Origin of the sequence: Microbacterium sp. CSI-V (assembly GCF_001984105.1) — a bacterium.
Taxonomy (GTDB): domain Bacteria; phylum Actinomycetota; class Actinomycetes; order Actinomycetales; family Microbacteriaceae; genus Microbacterium.
Window position 1 is genome coordinate 285,876 of record NZ_MTQM01000007.1, and the last position, 17,524, is coordinate 303,399.

The following is a 17,524-nucleotide window of genomic DNA, read 5'->3' on the forward strand; positions in this document are numbered from 1 at the left end:
CCGTTCTGAGAGAGAGTCGATACCGGTGACGACGGTCATCGCGTCGCCGTGTAGGGCAGCTCGACGGTGTTCGCCCCCGAGGCGCCGGTGATCTCGACCGTCGCCGAACCCGCGGGGAGCGAGGTCAGCGCCGTCTTGAAGACGGCCTCGGTCGAGGCTCCGGGAGCCAGCGTCGCGACGGTCTTCGAGCCGTAGACGGTCTTGATCTTGATGGCGACGGTCTCGGTCGCGGTGTTCGTGACGCGGACCGTGAGGCGCGCCTTGCCGCTGACGATGCTCGTCGTGGCCGTACCGTCGATCGTCAGCGCGGGCGCCTTGGCCACCACCGTGATCGCGGGGAGCGACACCTTGGTGGCGAGCGGAGCACTGGCCGTGACCTTCACCGCACCCGCCGCCGAGGTCGTCACCGACGGTGCGGTGGCGAGTCCCAGTGCGTCGGAGACGACACGCACGCTCGTCTTGCCACCGGCGAAGGTGGCGGGACCCGAGACCTTGAACGTCACCGCGACCCCCGACAGTGCGGAACCGCTCGCATCCGCGACGGACACCGAGCCCGGCGCGACGGAGTCGCCCACGGTGACGGTGCGAGCCGTGCCGCGCGCGGTCAGGACCGGCGTCTGCGTGGTGTCGACCGACGCCAGCGACGTCGAAGCGACCGTCGAGACGTTGCCGGCCTTGTCGGTGGCGCGGGCCTCGACCGTGTGCGCCTTGTCGTCGAGCACCAGGGCGGCGGAGTAGGCCGTCCAGGCACCCCCGTCCAGGCGGTATTCGACCGAGGCGACACCCGCACCGGCGTCGGTCGCCGAGACGGTGACGGTGCGGCCGCTCACCGAGAGGCTGACGCGGGGAGCGTCGTGATCGACCGCGACCGTCACCGGGATGCGCACGATCGTCCCGCTCGGCTGCGCCCGCACGACGATCTCGCTGGCGGCCACGGCATCCGTGGGCACCGTCAGGGAGAGGCTCGCCGAACCGCCCGACACCGTCACCGGCGCGAACGACGCCGAGCTGCCGGTCCACTCGACCGACACCGTTGTGTTGGCGGGGCTGCCGAGCGACGTCAGGTCGAGACCCGAGACCGTGAGCGCGAGCGAGGAGGTGGCCGTGACGGGCGTCGACGGGACGCCCGTGACCTGGGCCGACCGTCGGGCGAAGTCGGGCGCGAGGCCCGGGTTCGCCTTGAGGTAGTCGATCCAGGCGTCGCGGTCGATCAGACCCGAGTCCTTCGTGCCCGTGCCCTGCGTGAAGACGCGGAAGTTGTCGCCGCCCTGCACGAGGAAGCTGAACGAACCGATCCGGTACGACGCGGTGGGGTTGATCGCGACGCCGTCGACCGTGATCGAGGTGATCCGGTCACCGGCCGCGCGGCTCGCGTCGAACGTGTACGCGACGTTCTTCGACAGGCCGAGCTTGAGGAACGGACGCGACGGCACGGTGCCGTCGGCGTTGGTCTGCCACTGCTGCTCGAGAAGAGTCTTGAACTGCGCGCCCGTGAGCGAGGTCGTCCAGAGGTTGTTCACGAAGGGCAGGACAGCGTTCGCCTCGGAGTAGGACACGACACCGTCGGGGGCGTAGAACAGCTCGGCGCGCAGGCCGCCCGGGTTCACGACACCGATCTGCGCCCCACCGCGGTCCGCTGCGCCGAGGCTGGTCACGAGCGAGTCCGCGACGAGGTTGCCGAGGGTCGACTCCTTCGAGCGGTCGTCGCGCGACCCACCGGTGTACACGCCGTTGGTGTAGGAGCCACCCGCGTACGCCGTGGTGATGTCCTTGGTCACCGATCCGACCGGCTGGTTGCCGATCTGAGCTGCGGCGGCCAGGGCGGCATCCGTGATGCTCTTGACCTGCGCGACGCGGGGGTAGGTGGCGACCAGGGTGTTCGTCGCGGTCTTGGTGCGCGCGACGTTGGCGCCCGTGTAGGACAGCACGTCACCGGTGGTGTCGGAGACCGTCAGGACGACGTTGCCGATGTTCTCGCCGTAGTTGCCCGTCTGGATGACGGGGCGCGTGCGGCCGTCGGTGGCGCCGGGGACGGGGGCGTCCCACGCGTAGGTCTTGTGCGTGTGACCGGTGAAGATCGCGTCGACCTTCGCCGAGGTCTGCGTCACGATCTTGGCGAACGGTCCGCCCGCGGCGATCTCCTGAGCGAGCGTCGCGCCGTCGGGAGTTCCGGCACCCGCGCCCTCGTGGTAGGCCGCGACGATGACATCCGCTTCACCGTTGGCGGGGTCGCCGTCGGTGAGCTGGGCGGCCACGCGGTTGGTCGCCTCGACGGGGTCGCCGAAGTCCACGCCGCTCACACCACCGGGCGAGACGAGCGCCGGGGTCTCCTGCGTGACGGTGCCGATGACGCCGACCCGCAGTCCCGCCACCGTGGTGATGGCGTACTCGGGCAGGGCAGGGGTCGTCGTGCCCTTGCGGTACACGTTGGCGCCGAGGTAGGCGAACTTCGCGTTGGGGCCGGTGCCGACCACGCGGTTCACGAGGTCGTCGAAGCCCTTGTCGAGCTCGTGGTTTCCGATGGCCGACGCCTTCAGGTCGAGCGCGTTGAGCACGTCGATCGTGGGCTGGTCGTTCTGCGACGCCGACGCGAACGGCGAGGCGCCGATGTTGTCACCGCTGGAGAGGAACAGCGTGTTGGCCTCCCCGTACTGCGCGCGCAGCTGCTCGATCGTTCCCGCGAACTGCGGGGTGTTGGCGTCGATACGACCGTGGAAGTCGTTGATGTCGACCAGGTTCACCGTCGCCGTGGGGGTGAGGTCCACGCCGACGAGCACCGGGTCGTGGTCGCTGGAGCGGAACGCCGAGGTGTCGTAGAAGTTGGTCGCGTTGTAGTTGTAACGGCTGTACTCCAGGGCGATGGACTCGCCGGAGTTGATGTTCCAGATGTCGGCACCGCGCACGCGCTGGTCCGCGGCGGACGACGCGAAGACGTGGTCGAGCGAGCCGCTCTGACCGCTGAACGAGTACGAGTACTTGCCCGACTTGGAACCCTGGTCGATGTAACCCGCGTCGGTGAGGACCTTGATCGGGTCCTCCTTCGAGTAGGCGTTGAAGTCGCCCATGAGGAACACCCGGTCGGTTCCCCACTCGCTCTTCAGCCCGTTCGCGAACGACACCAGGTCGCCGGCCTGGGCGACGCGCGACGCGTTCGAGGCGCCCTGCCCGTCACCCTGATCGGCGTTGGCGCCGGTGCCCGATCCCTTCGACTTGAAGTGGTTGGCGATCGCGATGAACGTGGAGTCGTCGCCCTTGCCCACGAGGCCGAACTTCTGGGCCAGCGGGCGGCGGGCGTTGTCGAAGGCCGAACCGGTCGTCAGGATGCGCGAGTCGCCCTCGGTGCGCACGGTCGCCTTCTTGTAGATGAAGGCGGTGCGGATGACGTCCTCGGACGCCGGCAGGGTCGACGGGGATGCCACGAAGGCCCACACGTCACTACCGGCAGCGGTGTTCAGCGCAGCGGTGAGGGTGCTGAGCGCGGAGTCGCGGTTCTTGCCGAAGACGGCCGAGTTCTCGATCTCCTCGAGGCTCACGACGTCCGCGCCCAGGGTGGTGATCGCCGTGACGATCTTGTCCTGCTGACGCTGGAGGCTCGTGGCGTTGGCGGCACCGCGGGCGTCGCAGCCGGTGTTGACCGTGATGGGGGTGCCGGCGCGGTCGGTGTAGAAGGAGCAGCCGGTGAGGGTGTCACCGGTCGTGGTGAAGTAGTTCAGGACGTTGAACGTCGCGACCTTGATGTCGCCGCCGACGGCGGCGGGCGCCGCCTGACGGACGTTGGAGAACGTGGCGGGCGAGACCTGTGCGTCGTTGTCCGCGGTCAGCTGCGCGGTGGGCTGGAGCTTCCAGGTGTTGTTGCGGTAGTCCAGCACGACGGGGCGCGTGAAGGTGGCCGCGGCGCCGACGGAGACCGTGGTCGTGGTCAGGTACGGCAGCGGGATGGCCTTGTTGGTGGCGCTGCCGAGGAAGTTGATCGAGGCGCCGTCGTCGAGCGTGATCCCGCGCGCGGCGTTGTCGGCGACCGCGGCGGTGTACTCGGCCGTGCCGGGGCGCGCGATCTCGGTCGGGGTGATCAGCGGAGTGGTGCCGGTGGCCAGTCCGATCTCGGCGTACTGGTTGGTCGAGTAGGTGTTGCTGACCGTGTACGCACCCTGCGGGGCGATCAGCATGCCCTCCAGCGACTCGCGCTGGGCGGCGTCACGCGGAACCGCGACGGTCGCGGGGGCGATGCTGCCGGTCCCCACCTTCGTCACGCCGCCCGAGGCCACGGTGAGCTGGGTCAGGCCGAAGTACTCGCCGACGGTTCCGGTGACCTGGACGACGTCGCCGACGGCCACCTGGCCGACGGTGCTGGGCGAGTAGACGAACAGGCCATCCGACGCGGTGTGGGAGGCGAAGTCGATCGCGCCGCCGGTGTTCTCGGTCTGCACGTAGTAGCCGGCGAAGCCCCCCGAGGGGTACGCGGCGGTGACCACACCGCGCGTGGTGGCGGTCTGGCCGTTCAGGGGCGACGCGTCGCCGGTTCCCTGGATCGCCGCGATGGCCGTGACGGATGCCGCGGGCGTCGTCGGCGACGGGCTCGGCGAGGCCGTGGGCGAGGTGGTCGGCGAGGTCGTCGGCGACGGGGAGGGCGACGGCGACGACGACGCGGAGTTCTGCGGCGTGATGGAGGCCGGGTGCGTGAAGTCGGTGCGGTTGTCGTCGGTGTCGGAGAAGCCCGTCCGTGCCAGCGAGTTCGGGGTGTCGTTCCCCCCGGTGACCGGCACCACACGGCCCTCGTAGGTGTTCGATGCGCCGTACCCGAGCAGGTCGGCGATGTTCTGGTTGCCCGTGACACTGCCGGTCGGCGAAGTGATCGCGCTCGTGGTCTTGGCCAGGATGAGCGTGCCCGTCGTGCCCGACGGCGTCACCTTGCCGGCAAGGTCGAGGTCGGGGGTCGGAAGCGCCGCGCCGGTCGAGCCGTTGCCGTTGAGCTGCACGAGGAAGTACGAGTGGGCCTTGATCGTCCCGCTGAGGGCGCCGACGCCGTTGGAGGCGCTCGTGCCGGTCGCCGACCGGTACTGCAGCGACCACGTGGACAGGTCGACGTCGGTGCCGCCCTGGTTGTACAGCTCGACGAACTTCTTCGAGTACGGGGCGTTCGCGCTCCCGCCCTTCAGGTACGCCTCGTTGATGATCACGCCGGTGCCGGCGGTGTCGGCCTGCGCCGGCGCGACCGCCGCGAGAGGGATCAGGGCGCCGACGATCACGGCGGCGAGGGCGCTGGACAGCGCCGACATGGACAACGGGCGCGCAGACATACGGATCTCCTTGGTAGACATGAGGAATCACCTGGGAACGTACGCATCCCCCGCCACTTCCCGCGGAGCGCGAGGTTAGCGAGGGGGAAACGGAGCGGCTCACGTCGATGTCCTCGCCGGCGCGTCGTCCCCCTCGGGCGCGACCACGCGACGCGGGGGTCTGCGGGTGAAGAAGGCGGGTGAACCGCCCACCCCGGCAACTCGGGGGACATGATGATCGCCCGCTCTAGGCACCGTCACCCCCTGACCGGTTCGTCCGCCGTCCTCCCCCGCACGGATGCCAGGGGCGGCGGCACGGTCGTCGTGACGGGCAATGCGATGGACCCGCGTCTCACCCCCGCGACCCCTGGTCTCCGGGGCGGCGCGCGGTTCGCTTCACCGCCTGTGCCGTCCTAGCGTCGTGCCACAGTCCCCCGGCACACACGAAACACGGAAGTTCCCCATGCCCGCTCCCCTCCTCCGCGGCTCGGAGCACGCCTCCGCCGCCGTCCGACCCGACGCGTTCTTCGCCCCGCAGCGCACCTCGACCGCGCACCTCCCCTCGGCGGAGGTCTTCACCCGCAACGTCGTCCGGGGTGTGCTCGAGGTCTTCGCGGGCGTTCGCGAGGCGGAGCAGCTCGCCCGATGGACGACGGAGGACGTCTACCGGGCCGTCGTCGTCCGCGCGGGCCTCGCTGCGCGGGCCCGCAGCGCCCGACGCATGCCGGCGCCCCGCGACGTGCACGAGATCCGGTCGGTGCACCTCTCCTCGCCCGCCGACGGCGTCGTCGAGGCCACGGTGATCGCCGCGGCGCGGACGCGCACGCGCGCCATCGCCCTCCGCATCGAGGGTCTCGACGGCCGGTGGCGGGTCACCGCCCTGGCGCTGCTGTGACGCCCTCTCAGGGTCGCCAGGACGCCAGGAAGTTGCCCAGCCGCTCCACGGCATCCGAGATCACCCGGGCCTCGGGGAGCGTGACGATGCGCACGTGGTCGGTGGCCGGCCAGTTGAAGCCCGATCCCTGGACGATGAGCACGTGCTCGGCGATCAGGAAGTCGTGCACGAACTTGGCGTCGTCGGGGATCTCGTAGACCTCGGGGTCGAACCGCGGGAAGGCGTACAACGCACCGCGCGGCAGGACGCACGAGACACCCGGGATCGCTTCGAGACCCTTCCACGCGGCATCCCGCTGCTCGTGGAGACGCCCCGTCGGCGCGACGAGCGCGTTGATGGACTGCACCCCCGACAGCGCCGCCTGAACCGCGAACTGCGCCGGCACGTTCGGGCACAGACGAGTGGATGCCAGCAGCGTGATGCCGTGCAGGAACCCCTCGGCGTGATCCTTGGGTCCCGTGATCACGAGCCACCCCGACCGGTACCCCGCCACGCGATACGTCTTGGACAGGCCGTTGAACGTCAGCACGAGCAGATCGGGCGCGACCGTGGCCATCGGAATGTGCACCGCGTCGTCGAACAGGATGCGGTCGTAGATCTCGTCCGACAGCACGAGCAGCGAGTGCTCGCGGGCGATGTCGGCGATGCCCTCGAGCACCTCGCGCGAGTACACCGCACCGGTCGGGTTGTTCGGGTTGATCACGACGATCGCCTTGGTGCGCGGCGTGATCTTCGCCCGGATGTCCTCGAGGTCGGGCTGCCACTCGCGCGATTCGTCGCAGAGGTAGTGCACCGGGGTGCCGCCCCCCAGGCTCGTCATCGCCGTCCACAGCGGGTAGTCCGGGGCCGGGATGAGGACCTCGTCGCCTTCATCGAGCAGCGCCTGCATCGTCATGGTGATCAGCTCGGACACCCCGTTGCCGAGGTACACGTGGTCGGGGTCGACGTGGGGGAAGCCGGGCTCCTGCTCGTAGCGCGACACGACCGCGCGGCGGGCCGACAGGATGCCGCGACTGTCGCTGTACCCGTGCGCGTGGGGCACCGACGCGATCATGTCGCGGACGATCTGGTGCGGCGCCTCGAAGCCGAACGTCGCCGGGTTGCCCGTGTTGAGCTTGAGGATCGAGTGCCCCTCGGCCTCGAGTCGATCGGCCTCGACGAGGGCCTCCCCGCGGATCTCGTAGAGGACGTCCTTCAGCTTCGACGACTGATCGAGGGGGCGCAGCGGGCTCATCGCCTCAGGATATCCCCGGGCCGAACCGGCCAATCGACCACCCGTGGCCTGTCCCGACGCACGGATGCCGTGCTCCCGCGCATCGGCGGGGGCACGGCATCCGTGAGGCGGGGTTACTTCTTCTTGCCGGCGGCGCGACGATCGGCGCGGTTGTTCGCCGCGGGCTCGGGGGCCGCCGTCCGCTGCCCGAAGGCGCCGCGCGGGCCCGAGGGGGCGGCCTCGGCCGCGGGGGCCGTCGCCTGGCCCGCCTGGCGCAGACGGTTCGTCGCCGCCTGCTGCACCTGGCCGCGCTCGTTGCGCACCTCGACCTCGCCGGCGTCGTTCGCGGCGGAGTACTCCAGGCGCTGACCCTCGACGGCCGCGGGGGCGAGGCCCTTCGCCTCGACCTGAGCGCCCTCGTCGCCGTCGCCCTTACGGACTTCGACCTCGAGGTTGTAGAGGAAGCCGGCCGACTCCTCCTTGATCTGCCCCATCATCGACTGGAACATCTGGTAGCCCTCGCGCTGATACTCGATCAGCGGGTCGCGCTGGGCCATCGCGCGCAGGCCGATGCCGTCCTTGAGGTAGTCCATCTCGTACAGGTGCTCGCGCCAGCGGCGATCGAGCACCTGCAGCACGACGCGACGCTCGAGTTCGCGCAGCGCCGGGGCGCCGAGCGTCTGCTCGCGGTTCTCGTAGGCGATGCGGGCGTCGGAGATGATCTCGCGCTTCAGGCCCTCGGGGGTGATACGGCCCTTGTTCCCCCCGGCCTCGGCGACGACCTCGTCGATCGTGACGCTCACCGGGTAGAGGGTCTTCAGCTCGGTCCACAGCGCGTCGAAGTCCCACGACTCGGTGTGACCGCTGCCGGTGTGGTCGTCGATGATGGCCGTGATGGCATCCTCGATGAAGTGCTGCACGCGGTCGGCGATGTCGTCGCCCTGGAGCATGTGGCGACGGTCGGCGTAGATCGCCTCGCGCTGGCGGTTGAGGACGTCGTCGTACTTGAGGACGTTCTTGCGCATCTCGGCGTTGCGGGCCTCGACCTGCGACTGCGCGCTCTTGATCGCGCGCGACACGAGGCCCGACTCGATCGCGACGTCGTCGGGGAAGTTCGTGCGGGCCAGGATCGCCTCGGCGGCCCCCGACTGGAACAGGCGCATGAGGTCGTCGGTGAGCGAGAGGTAGAAGCGGCTCTCGCCCGGGTCGCCCTGACGCCCGGAGCGACCGCGCAGCTGGTTGTCGATACGACGCGACTCGTGGCGCTCGGTACCGAGCACGTACAGCCCGCCGGCCTCGGTGACCTTCGCCGCCTCTTCGGCGACCGTGTCGCGGACGGCCTGGTAGACCGAGTCCCACTCGGACTCGTAGGCGTCGGGCGTCTCGACGGGGTCGAGGCCCTTCGCCTTCATCTCGGACACGGCGAGGAACTCGGCGTTCCCGCCGAGCATGATGTCGGTACCGCGACCGGCCATGTTCGTGGCGACCGTGACGGCGCCCAGGCGACCCGCGCGGGCGACGATCTCGGCCTCGCGCGCGTGGTTCTTGGCGTTGAGCACCTCGTGGCGGACGCCCTTCTTCGACAGCAGCCGCGAGAGGTACTCGCTCTTCTCGACGCTGGTCGTTCCGACGAGGACGGGCTGCCCCTTCTCGTGCCGCTCGGCGATGTCCTCCACGACCTGCGCGAACTTTGCCGTCTCGTTCTTGTACACGAGGTCGGGCTGGTCCTTGCGGATCATCGGCTTGTTCGTGGGGATGGGCACCACGCCGAGCTTGTAGGTCGACATGAACTCGGCCGCCTCGGTCTCGGCGGTACCGGTCATGCCCGAGAGCTTCTCGTACAGGCGGAAGTAGTTCTGCAGGGTGACCGTGGCGAGGGTCTGGTTCTCGGCCTTGACCGGGACACCCTCCTTCGCCTCGATCGCCTGGTGGATGCCTTCGTTGTAGCGGCGTCCGACGAGGATGCGGCCGGTGTGCTCGTCGACGATCATGACCTCGTCGTTCATGACGACGTAGTCGGTGTCGCGCTTGAAGAGCGCGATCGCCTTGATCGAGTTGTTGAGGAACGAAATGAGCGGGGTGTTGGCCGACTCGTACAGGTTGTCGATGCCGAGGTAGTCCTCGACCTTCTCGATGCCGGGCTCGAGCACTCCGATCGTGCGCTTCTTCTCGTCGACCTCGTAGTCGACGCCCGCCTCGAGGGTGCGCGCCAGCTTGGCGAACTCGGTGAACCAGCGGTTCGCCTCGCCCGACGCGGGGCCCGAGATGATGAGCGGGGTGCGCGCCTCGTCGATGAGGATCGAGTCGACCTCGTCCACGATGGCGAAGAAGTGGCCGCGCTGGACGAGGTCTTCCTTGCGCCAGGCCATGTTGTCGCGCAAATAGTCGAAGCCGAACTCGTTGTTCGTGCCGTAGCTGATGTCGGCCTCGTACTGCTCGCGGCGCACCTCGGGCGTCTGGCCCGAGACGACGGTGCCCGTCGTCATGCCGAGCGCGCGGTACACGCGTCCCATGAGTTCGGACTGGTAGCTCGCGAGGAAGTCGTTGACCGTGATGACGTGGACGCCCTTGCCCGCGATCGCGTTGAGGTAGGCCGGGAGCGCCGCGGTCAGGGTCTTGCCCTCACCGGTCTTCATCTCGGCGATGTTGCCGAGGTGGAGGGCCGCGCCGCCCATGATCTGCACGTCGTACGGACGCTGGCCGAGCGTGCGCTTGGCGGCCTCGCGGACGGCGGCGAAGGCCTCGGGCATGAGCTGGTCGAGGGTCTCGCCGGCTTCGTACCGCGCGCGCAGTTCGACCGTCTCGTTGCGCAACTCTTCGTCGGTGAGCTGCTCGTAGTCCTCTTCGAGGGCACCGGTCGCCTTCACGACGCCCTGCAGTCGGCGGAGGATGCGCCCCTCTCCGGCGCGCAGCAGTTTCTCGAGCGGATTGGCCACGAAGCATCTCCATCTATCGGGTGCGGCGCCCTCGTGGACGCCGGCCTGCGTACAGGCATACACGGTCATGCTATCCGTGTTATCCGTTCGTGACCTGCGAGCCCGCTGGCTTTCGTGCTCGCCGTGCGCGCCCGTAGCGAACACCCGGCCCGCTCCGAACAGCCCCGCTTAGGATCGAGCCATGGCCGGTTTCTGGGGTAAGAGGAAGCGCGAAGAGCAGGATGCCGCGGATGCCGATCTGGCACGCCGCGCCGAACTCGCCATCGTCGCCGCCGACGAGCGCGTGCGGCTCACCTCCGACGAACTGGACTTCGCCCGCGCCGAGCTCGGCGACAAGGCCACGGAAGACCTCGCGGCCGCCCTGGATTCGGTCAAGGTGCACCTCGCCGAGGCGTTCCAGCTGCACCAGCTGAACCACGACGAGATCCCCGACACCAAAGAAGAGCTGCGGACGCGGAACGCGCGCATCATCCAGCTCTCGAAGTGGGCCGAGGACCTCCTCGAGGAGCGCACGCTCGTCCTGCAGCCCAAGATCGACGCGGTACGCCGGGCGCCCGAGACGCTGGCCCGCGTCCGCGCCGATCGCGACCGGCTGGCCGAAAGGGTCCCGCACGCCCGCGAGATCGTCGAGCGTCTCGCCCAGCGCTACAGCCCGTCCGCGCTCCAGCAGGTATCGGGCAACCCCGACGAGATCCAGCAGCTCCTCGACTTCGCCGTCCACACCGCCGGGGTCTCCGAGCGCCGTCGCGAGGCCGGTCAGCGCGAGCAGGCGTCGGTGGCGCTGGAAGCGGCGACCGAGGCCGTGCGCCGCGCCGAGTCGCTCCTGGATGCCGTCGACACCTTCGAGATCGAGGCCCTGCGCGCCGAATCGACCCTCGCGGCCGTCATCGACGACTCCCGCGGCGATCTGGTGGACGCGCGGCGGGGCGCGCAGACGCCGGCCGTGCTCCAGGCCATGGCGACGCTCGAGCGGGAGCTCCACGCGCTGCCCACCGCGGGCGCCCGCACCGACCCGTTCAGCGCGCTCTCCTCGCTCCGTCAGGCCAACGCCGACCTGGATCTCGCTCGCGAGCGCGCGGCGCGACCCGTGCCCTCGCAGGAACAGGTCGAGCACGCCATCGACGACGCCGACCGTCAGCTCGCCGTCGCCCGCGGGCTCATCACGGGCCACCGCGGGTGGATCGGCGCCGACGCGCGCACGCGCTTCGTCGAGGCCGAGCGGCTGCGCGCCGGACTCCCCCTGGGCCCCATCGCGGAGGATCAGCGCGAGACGGCGCTCGCCACGGCACGACGCGCCGGCGGCCTGGCATCCGAGTCCCTCCAGCTGGCCCAGCGCGATATCGAGCAGTCCCGCCCCGACGACTGGGGCGGCAACGGCTACGGCCGCGGCGGTTACGGTCGCGGAGGCGGGATGGGCGGCGGGAACATGGTGGGCGGAATGCTCGGCGGCCTCGTCATCGGCTCGCTGCTGGGCGACATCTTCGACGGCTGAGTCGTCGGCGCACGAGAGCGGGGCCCCGTCCGATGGACGGGGCCACGCTCTCGTCGACGGTCAGGAAGCGACCGCGACCTCGGGCGAAGCCTGGGTGCCCAGGGCGATGACGCCGTAGTCCCAGCCCTTGCGGCGGTAGACGACACTCGGGTGGTCGGTGCGCGCGTCGATGAACAGGAAGAAGTCATGGCCGACCAGTTCCATCCGGTCGACGGCGTCTTCGACCGTCATCCACTCGGCGCCGAACTCCTTCTGCCGGATGACGACCGGGCAGTACTCCTCTTCTTCGGCGGCCTCCGCCTGCACGGGCACGGAACCCGTCGCCACCGCGCGGAGGACGTCCACCGAGGCGGGTTCGACGTCGATGCCGGCGAGCTCGCCGGTTCCCTTCTCGAACTTGGCACCGCGCGGGTGGTTGCGGGCGTCCACGCGCTTCTGCTTCGCGCGGCGCACCTGCTCCGAGATCTTGTCGACCGCCAGGTCGAGGGCGGCGAACTTGTCGGTGTCGGTCGCCTCCGCGCGGACCACGGGACCCTTCCCGTCGAGGGTGAGCTCGACCGTATCGTCCTCCATCCGGCCGTTGCGATAGGAGCGATGCGTCACCTTGACTTCGAGCGTGTTCGCGCGGGGCGCGAGGTGCTCGATCCGGCTGACCTTCTCTTCGACCACCGAGCGGAAACGGTCGGTGATACCGACTCCCACGCCCACGATGCTGGTGTCCATCCGTGACCTCCTTGTTCCGGGTTCCGCCGGTCTAAGGGCGGAACAGCCGTCGCCTTCAGTCCCCCTCACGGTAGTCGGGTGGACACCCCGATGTCACGTAATAATCACCTCCGATTCGCGTGTGGATCCGCCGCGTCTCGGCGTGTACGCGAGCGTGACGGCGACGATGCGGTCGACCCCCGCGTCCCGGAGCGCCGACACCGCATCCCGAAGGGTGGCGCCGGTGGTGACGACGTCGTCCACCACGACGACGGAGCCCGCGAGCGGGGCGCGCGCGGCGAAGAGACCCGCGACGTTGGCCCGGCGCGCGGCGCGGCCGAGACCACGCTGATCGGCGGAGGCGCGGCGCACCCGCACCAGCGGAACGGTCCGGGCCCCGGCCCTGCGCACGAGGAGGTCGACGGGACGGTAGCCGCGGCGCCGGTCGGCCGCGCGTGAGGCCGGGATGGTCGTGACGGTCGCCCCGGCCGGGGCGGCGGCGAGCGCCGCGGCGAGCGCCGGCCCCAGGGCGCCGGCGAGGCCCGTCCGGCCGTCGGACTTCATCGCGCGGATGACACGCGCGGCGACGCCGTCGAACTCGAGCGCGCTGATCACCTCGACATCGGGGAGCAGCGGGCGCCGGACGACCCGCGGGGCCAGGGCGGCGCGGCATCCCTCGCACACGTCGACGTCGAGCGCGCCGCACCCCGCGCACGCCACCGGGAACCAGAACGCCAGCGCGTCGACCACGGCCTCGCGAATGGCGCGCGTCCACACCGCCGGAAGAGGAGAGCCCATGTCTGCAGGATGGCGCCTCACCGCGTGCTCCCGCGGGGGCGGGGACCCCTTCCGGGGAGGGATCCGTCCCGACCCCGCCCGGGGAGGACGGGTCAAGACGTGGTGCCCTGCTGCACCGCGAGGACGCGGATGTCACTGGCGACGAGGGTCCACGAGCTACCGCGGCGACTGAAGAGGCGACCGGAGTCGTCGAGGATGCGCACGGTCGCACTGCCTCCGGCGATCGCCTTCGCGCTCTCGGGGACGGGCCCCACGGTCCCCCGTCCCCCGACGTTGAGCTCGTCGAGCCGCGCCGCGCCGTCGACCGACGTCAACACGCCGACGACGGTGTCGTCCAGCCACGCGAGATCGAACGCGCCCGGTTCCGAGAACGACAGCACGTGCGGCGGCCCGAGGCTGACCGCGTTCCCCTCGCGCACGATGCCCGCCAGCCACACCTCCCGGACCCCCGCGACGGTCACGATCGCCGCGACGCGCGTGCCGTCGCGCGAGATCTGGAAGGACACCACCTCGGAGGCATCCGGCCAGGCGTTGCCGATGTCGCGCGGAACCCCCTGCGGTGTGTACGCGCGCAGCTGCGAGGGAGCAGACCGCGGAACGCTCCAGATCTCGCCCGTCGCGTCGATGGACGGGGGCAGCAGACCCGCGCGGTCGTCGAGGAGGAACGTGCCGCCGTCGGCGAGCGCGCTCGCGACCGCCCCCTGCTGCGTGAGCACGGCGGCGAGGCTGCGGTCGGCCTCGAGTTCGACGCTCGTCGGGGCGAGCGACTCCACCGCGTCGGAGAGGGTGGGGATCGTCTCGACCGTCTCGCCGCTGAGCACCCCGAACGTCCCGTCCGTGGTCAGCACGGCCGGCGACGGGTCGACCCGGGTGACCTTCACCGGCAGCTCGGTCGCGGCGATCGGCGTCCCGTCGACCGTCATCTGCACCTCGCTGATCCCGGCCGTGGCGAGACTGCGGGTCAACTGCGTCTGCATGCGGTCGAGGGTGGTGCGATCCAGACTCAGCGCCGCCTGGGGCAGTTGCACCTGCGCGACGCCGCTCGAGGAGAGCGTCACCGAACGCCCCACCAGGGACAGCCCATCGGGGAAGGCGTTCTTCACGGCGCCCGAGAGCCAGGCGCTGGGCTGCCCGTCGACCAGGGCGGTCGTGACCCGGCTGGCCACGAGCGGGCGCGGGAACCACCGGACGTCGGGGACGATGAAACTCCACGTGGGGTCGAAGTACGCCACCGATGCCGCCTGATAGACGGTCGGGAAGACCTCCTCGTAGAGCACGACGCCGTCGGGGGCCGACGTGATCCGCCACTGGTCGTCGACACGCGCGAGGGTGAACGACAGGGTCTCGGTGGCCCCGCTCACCGCCGGAGAATAGGCGCCGTCGGCATCCACGCCGGCGATCGTCGAGAGTTGCACGCCCACGGACGTCCCGTCCGGAACGGCCGTCGCACGACGGTCGGCGAGGCGGTCGATCGTCACCCGGGCGCGCGGGTCCCACTGGGTGCCGGGCGCGAGGAAGAGCTTGGCCGTGGCCCAATCGTCGGCGGGGCCGGACCCCGCGCGCAGGAAGCCCTCGACGATCTCGGCGGGCGAGGCGTCTTCGAGGGGACCGTCCGGGACGAAGGCGAACTGCTGCGTCTGGTCGCCCTCCGGTCCGCGACCCGGGTTGACGTAACCCGTCGTGGGCAGACCGGTGCACGCGGAGAGGACCAGGACGAGCAGCAGGCTCAGGCCCGCGAATGCGCGCTTCATGAAGGCGTCCTCCCCGTCCGTCCGAGCGAGATCGGCTGCGTCAGTCCGAGCGCTTCGAGCGCGCCGCCCTGCTCGTCGTCCGGGACCAGGGGCAGCGGCGACCCGCCGAGCGGACGCCCGTCGCGCGGAAGTGTGAGCAGGAAGTTCGAGCCGTGGCCGAGTTCCGACCACACCGACAGCGTGCCGCCGTGGAGCCGCGCGTCGCCCAGGGCGATGGAGAGCCCGAGACCCGTCCCGCCGATCGTCCGCACGCGCGAGGGATCCGCGCGCCAGAAGCGGTCGAACACGCGCTCCACATCTTCGGTTCGCATGCCGAGGCCGAAATCGCGGACGCTGAGGGCGACGGCATCCCGGTCGCTGTCGACGGAGACGACGATCGGACGCCCCTCCCCGTGCTCGATCGCGTTGCCGAGGAGGTTGCGCACGATCCTGCGCACCCGCCTCCCGTCCATGTCGATGGGGGTGTAGCCGCCGGGCGCGACCAGGCGGACGTCGCTGCCGTGCTGGTGGGCGAGCTGCTCCATCGACGCGATGACGTCCTCCGCCAGGTGGGCCATGCTCGTGGGCTCGAGTTCGAGCTGCACCGATCCGGCGTCGTAGCGGCTGATCTCGAGGAGGTCGGTCAGGAGCACCTCGAAGCGCTGCACCTGCGCGTGCAGCAGCTCAGCGGCACGGGCCGTGGTCGGCTCGAACTCCGCGCGCTGGTCGTTGATCATGTCGGCGGCGAGGCGGATCGTCGTCAGCGGCGTCCGCAGCTCGTGCGACACGTCCGAGACGAACCTCTGCTGCACGAGCGAGAGGTCGGCCAGCTCCTTGATCTGGGATTCGATGCTGTCGGCCATCGCGTTGAACGAGCGGTTCAGGGTGGCCAGCTCGTCCTCGCCGCGGACGGGCAGGCGCACCCCCAGGTCGCCCGCCGCGAGCTTGGCGCTGGTCTCGGCGGCATCCGCGATCGGAGTCGTCACCGATCGGAGCACGACCCAGGCGATGGCCCCGATGAGCACGACGAGCACCAACCCGACCACCCACAGCAGCACCTGGACGAACGCGAGCGTCTGAGAGGCGCTGGAGAGGTCGTACCCCATGTAGAGCTCGTAGTAGTCGACCCCGTCCTGGGCGGGGAAACGCAACTGGTGACCGACCAGGATGCCGGGCACCTCGCGCCCGGTGTCGGAGGGCAACGCCACCGACTGCCACCACTGCAGGTCGGGGTTGGACTGCACCTGGGTCCGCAGGGCGTCGGTGACGATCCCCGAGTCGAACGCCGGCGAGATGAACGGTTGCGGCGCCAGAGGAGAAGCGGGACCGATGCGGTACAGGGCGATCAGGTCGCTCGAGGACTGCTGCGACAGGCGCGTGGCGATGCCGTTCATCAGCGTCTGCGCCGCCGCCGGATCGGTCGAGTCCACCGCGGCATCCAGAGTCGCCTGGGCCGCCGCCGTCGCGCGCTGGGCCTCGAGGAGCACCTGGTCCTTCCGGGCGGTGAAGAGCTCGTTCTGGATGACGAGCGCCATCGCCACGCAGGTGACGAGGATCGTCGCGGCCGTCAGCGCGACGGTGATGACGATCGTGCGGAACCGCAGCGATCGACGCCACAGGGTCGCCAGACGGTCGCGGATGCCACGCCAGTCGATGGGCCGCCTCACCCGGGAGATCGGGATCGTGCGCACCGCGCCCGTCATGAGGGTCTCAAGCCACCGCGCCGGCGCGATAGCCCACCCCGCGCACGGTGGTCACGATGCGGGGGTTGTCGGGGTCGGCCTCGACCTTGGCGCGCAGGCGCTGGACGTGCACGTTGACCAGGCGCGTGTCGGCCTTGTAGTGGTATCCCCAGACCTGTTCGAGCAGCATCTCGCGCGAGAAGACCTGCTGCGGTTTCTCGGCGAGGGCCACGAGGAGCTCGAACTCGAGCGGGGTCAGCGCGATCGGGCTCTCGCCGCGGCGGACCTCGTGCGCGGCGACGTCGACGACGAGGTCGCCGATCCGCAGCGTCTCGTCTACCGCCGCCGCGGCCGGACGCAGGCGCGTGCGGATGCGGGCGACGAGCTCTTTGGGGTTGAACGGCTTGACGATGTAGTCGTCGGCCCCGGATTCCAACCCCTTCACGACGTCGGCGGTGTCGGTGCGGGCGGTGAGCATGATGATCGGGATGCCGGACTCCGCGCGCACGCGCGTGCAGATCTCGATGCCGTCGACGCCGGGCAGCATGAGGTCGAGGAGGATCAGATCGGGACGCTCGGTGCGCCACGCGTCGACCGCCTGCGCGCCGTCCGCGCAGAACACGGTCTCGAATCCCTCGGTGCGCAGCACGATGCCGATCATCTCGGCGAGCGCGGTGTCGTCGTCGACAACCAGGATCCGTGAAGTCATCGGGTGTACGTCTTCCGTCTCGGCCCCGTTCGGGAACGGGTAACGCGCCGCGGGTGGGGCGCATCACCCCGAGCGTAGTCGACGTGTCCGG

Annotated in this window: 10 protein-coding genes; 2 read left to right on the forward strand and 8 right to left on the reverse strand. The window is 70.4% G+C overall.

Going from position 1 to position 17,524, the window contains the following annotated elements; translation table 11 throughout:
* Positions 1-35: 35 nt before the first annotated feature.
* The gene (locus tag CSIV_RS05510; RefSeq protein WP_238592335.1) at positions 36-5,297 is read right to left on the reverse strand and encodes an ExeM/NucH family extracellular endonuclease; all 5,262 of its coding nucleotides are present in this window, start codon (positions 5,295-5,297) and stop codon (positions 36-38) included.
* A gap of 442 nt (positions 5,298-5,739) precedes the next feature.
* Here CSIV_RS05510 and CSIV_RS05515 point away from each other — a divergent pair, with 442 nt between their 5' ends.
* Positions 5,740-6,171: an Rv3235 family protein gene (locus tag CSIV_RS05515; protein ID WP_077050403.1), complete on the forward strand. Its 432-nt coding sequence runs from the start codon at positions 5,740-5,742 to the stop codon at positions 6,169-6,171.
* 7 nt (positions 6,172-6,178) lie between these two features.
* Here CSIV_RS05515 and CSIV_RS05520 read toward each other — a convergent pair whose 3' ends face one another.
* Together CSIV_RS05520 and secA are read right to left on the reverse strand one after the other, a co-directional pair.
* Entirely contained in the window at positions 6,179-7,405 is a 1,227-nt protein-coding gene (locus CSIV_RS05520; RefSeq protein ID WP_077050404.1) for a pyridoxal phosphate-dependent aminotransferase, read from the reverse strand.
* Positions 7,406-7,518: 113 nt separating this feature from the next.
* Positions 7,519-10,320: a preprotein translocase subunit SecA gene (gene secA / locus CSIV_RS05525; RefSeq protein ID WP_077050405.1), complete on the reverse strand. Its 2,802-nt coding sequence runs from the start codon at positions 10,318-10,320 to the stop codon at positions 7,519-7,521.
* A gap of 181 nt (positions 10,321-10,501) precedes the next feature.
* On the opposite strand from secA, the gene CSIV_RS05530 reads away from it, so the two are divergent.
* Positions 10,502-11,812 carry a hypothetical protein gene (locus CSIV_RS05530; RefSeq protein ID WP_077050406.1) on the forward strand — a complete coding sequence of 437 codons (1,311 nt, stop codon included), beginning with the start codon at positions 10,502-10,504 and terminating at the stop codon, positions 11,810-11,812.
* Between the two features lie 60 nt (positions 11,813-11,872).
* Here the strand turns inward: CSIV_RS05530 and hpf are convergent, their stop codons facing one another.
* From hpf to mtrA, 5 genes are all read right to left on the reverse strand, one after another.
* Positions 11,873-12,535, reverse strand: coding sequence for a ribosome hibernation-promoting factor, HPF/YfiA family (gene hpf, locus CSIV_RS05535; protein WP_077050407.1), 663 nt, complete (start codon positions 12,533-12,535; stop codon positions 11,873-11,875).
* A gap of 93 nt (positions 12,536-12,628) precedes the next feature.
* Complete coding sequence (locus CSIV_RS05540) at positions 12,629-13,312, reverse strand: ComF family protein (RefSeq protein WP_077050408.1); 684 nt, start codon at positions 13,310-13,312, stop codon at positions 12,629-12,631.
* 92 nt (positions 13,313-13,404) lie between these two features.
* Positions 13,405-15,063 carry an LpqB family beta-propeller domain-containing protein gene (locus CSIV_RS05545; protein WP_077050409.1) on the reverse strand — a complete coding sequence of 553 codons (1,659 nt, stop codon included), beginning with the start codon at positions 15,061-15,063 and terminating at the stop codon, positions 13,405-13,407.
* Positions 15,060-16,745: an MtrAB system histidine kinase MtrB gene (gene mtrB, locus CSIV_RS05550; protein WP_077050410.1), complete on the reverse strand. Its 1,686-nt coding sequence runs from the start codon at positions 16,743-16,745 to the stop codon at positions 15,060-15,062. The genes CSIV_RS05545 and mtrB overlap by 4 nt, the downstream gene beginning before the upstream one ends.
* A gap of 7 nt (positions 16,746-16,752) precedes the next feature.
* A complete protein-coding gene (gene mtrA / locus CSIV_RS05555) occupies positions 16,753-17,433 on the reverse strand; it encodes an MtrAB system response regulator MtrA (RefSeq protein WP_077050411.1) in 681 nt (226 codons plus the stop codon).
* Positions 17,434-17,524 lie beyond the last annotated feature (91 nt).

Bases quoted from the DNA above. Each gene is read 5' to 3' on its own strand.
- mtrA (WP_077050411.1), bottom strand. From the start codon at position 17,433: ATGACTTCACGGATCCTGGTTGTCGACGACGACACCGCGCTCGCCGAG.
- hpf (WP_077050407.1), bottom strand. From the start codon at position 12,535: ATGGACACCAGCATCGTGGGCGTGGGAGTCGGTATCACCGACCGTTTC.
- CSIV_RS05510 (WP_238592335.1), bottom strand. From the start codon at position 5,297: ATGTCTGCGCGCCCGTTGTCCATGTCGGCGCTGTCCAGCGCCCTCGCC.
- CSIV_RS05545 (WP_077050409.1), bottom strand. From the start codon at position 15,063: ATGAAGCGCGCATTCGCGGGCCTGAGCCTGCTGCTCGTCCTGGTCCTC.
- CSIV_RS05515 (WP_077050403.1), top strand. From the start codon at position 5,740: ATGCCCGCTCCCCTCCTCCGCGGCTCGGAGCACGCCTCCGCCGCCGTC.
- mtrB (WP_077050410.1), bottom strand. From the start codon at position 16,745: ATGACGGGCGCGGTGCGCACGATCCCGATCTCCCGGGTGAGGCGGCCC.
- CSIV_RS05530 (WP_077050406.1), top strand. From the start codon at position 10,502: ATGGCCGGTTTCTGGGGTAAGAGGAAGCGCGAAGAGCAGGATGCCGCG.
- CSIV_RS05540 (WP_077050408.1), bottom strand. From the start codon at position 13,312: ATGGGCTCTCCTCTTCCGGCGGTGTGGACGCGCGCCATTCGCGAGGCC.
- CSIV_RS05520 (WP_077050404.1), bottom strand. From the start codon at position 7,405: ATGAGCCCGCTGCGCCCCCTCGATCAGTCGTCGAAGCTGAAGGACGTC.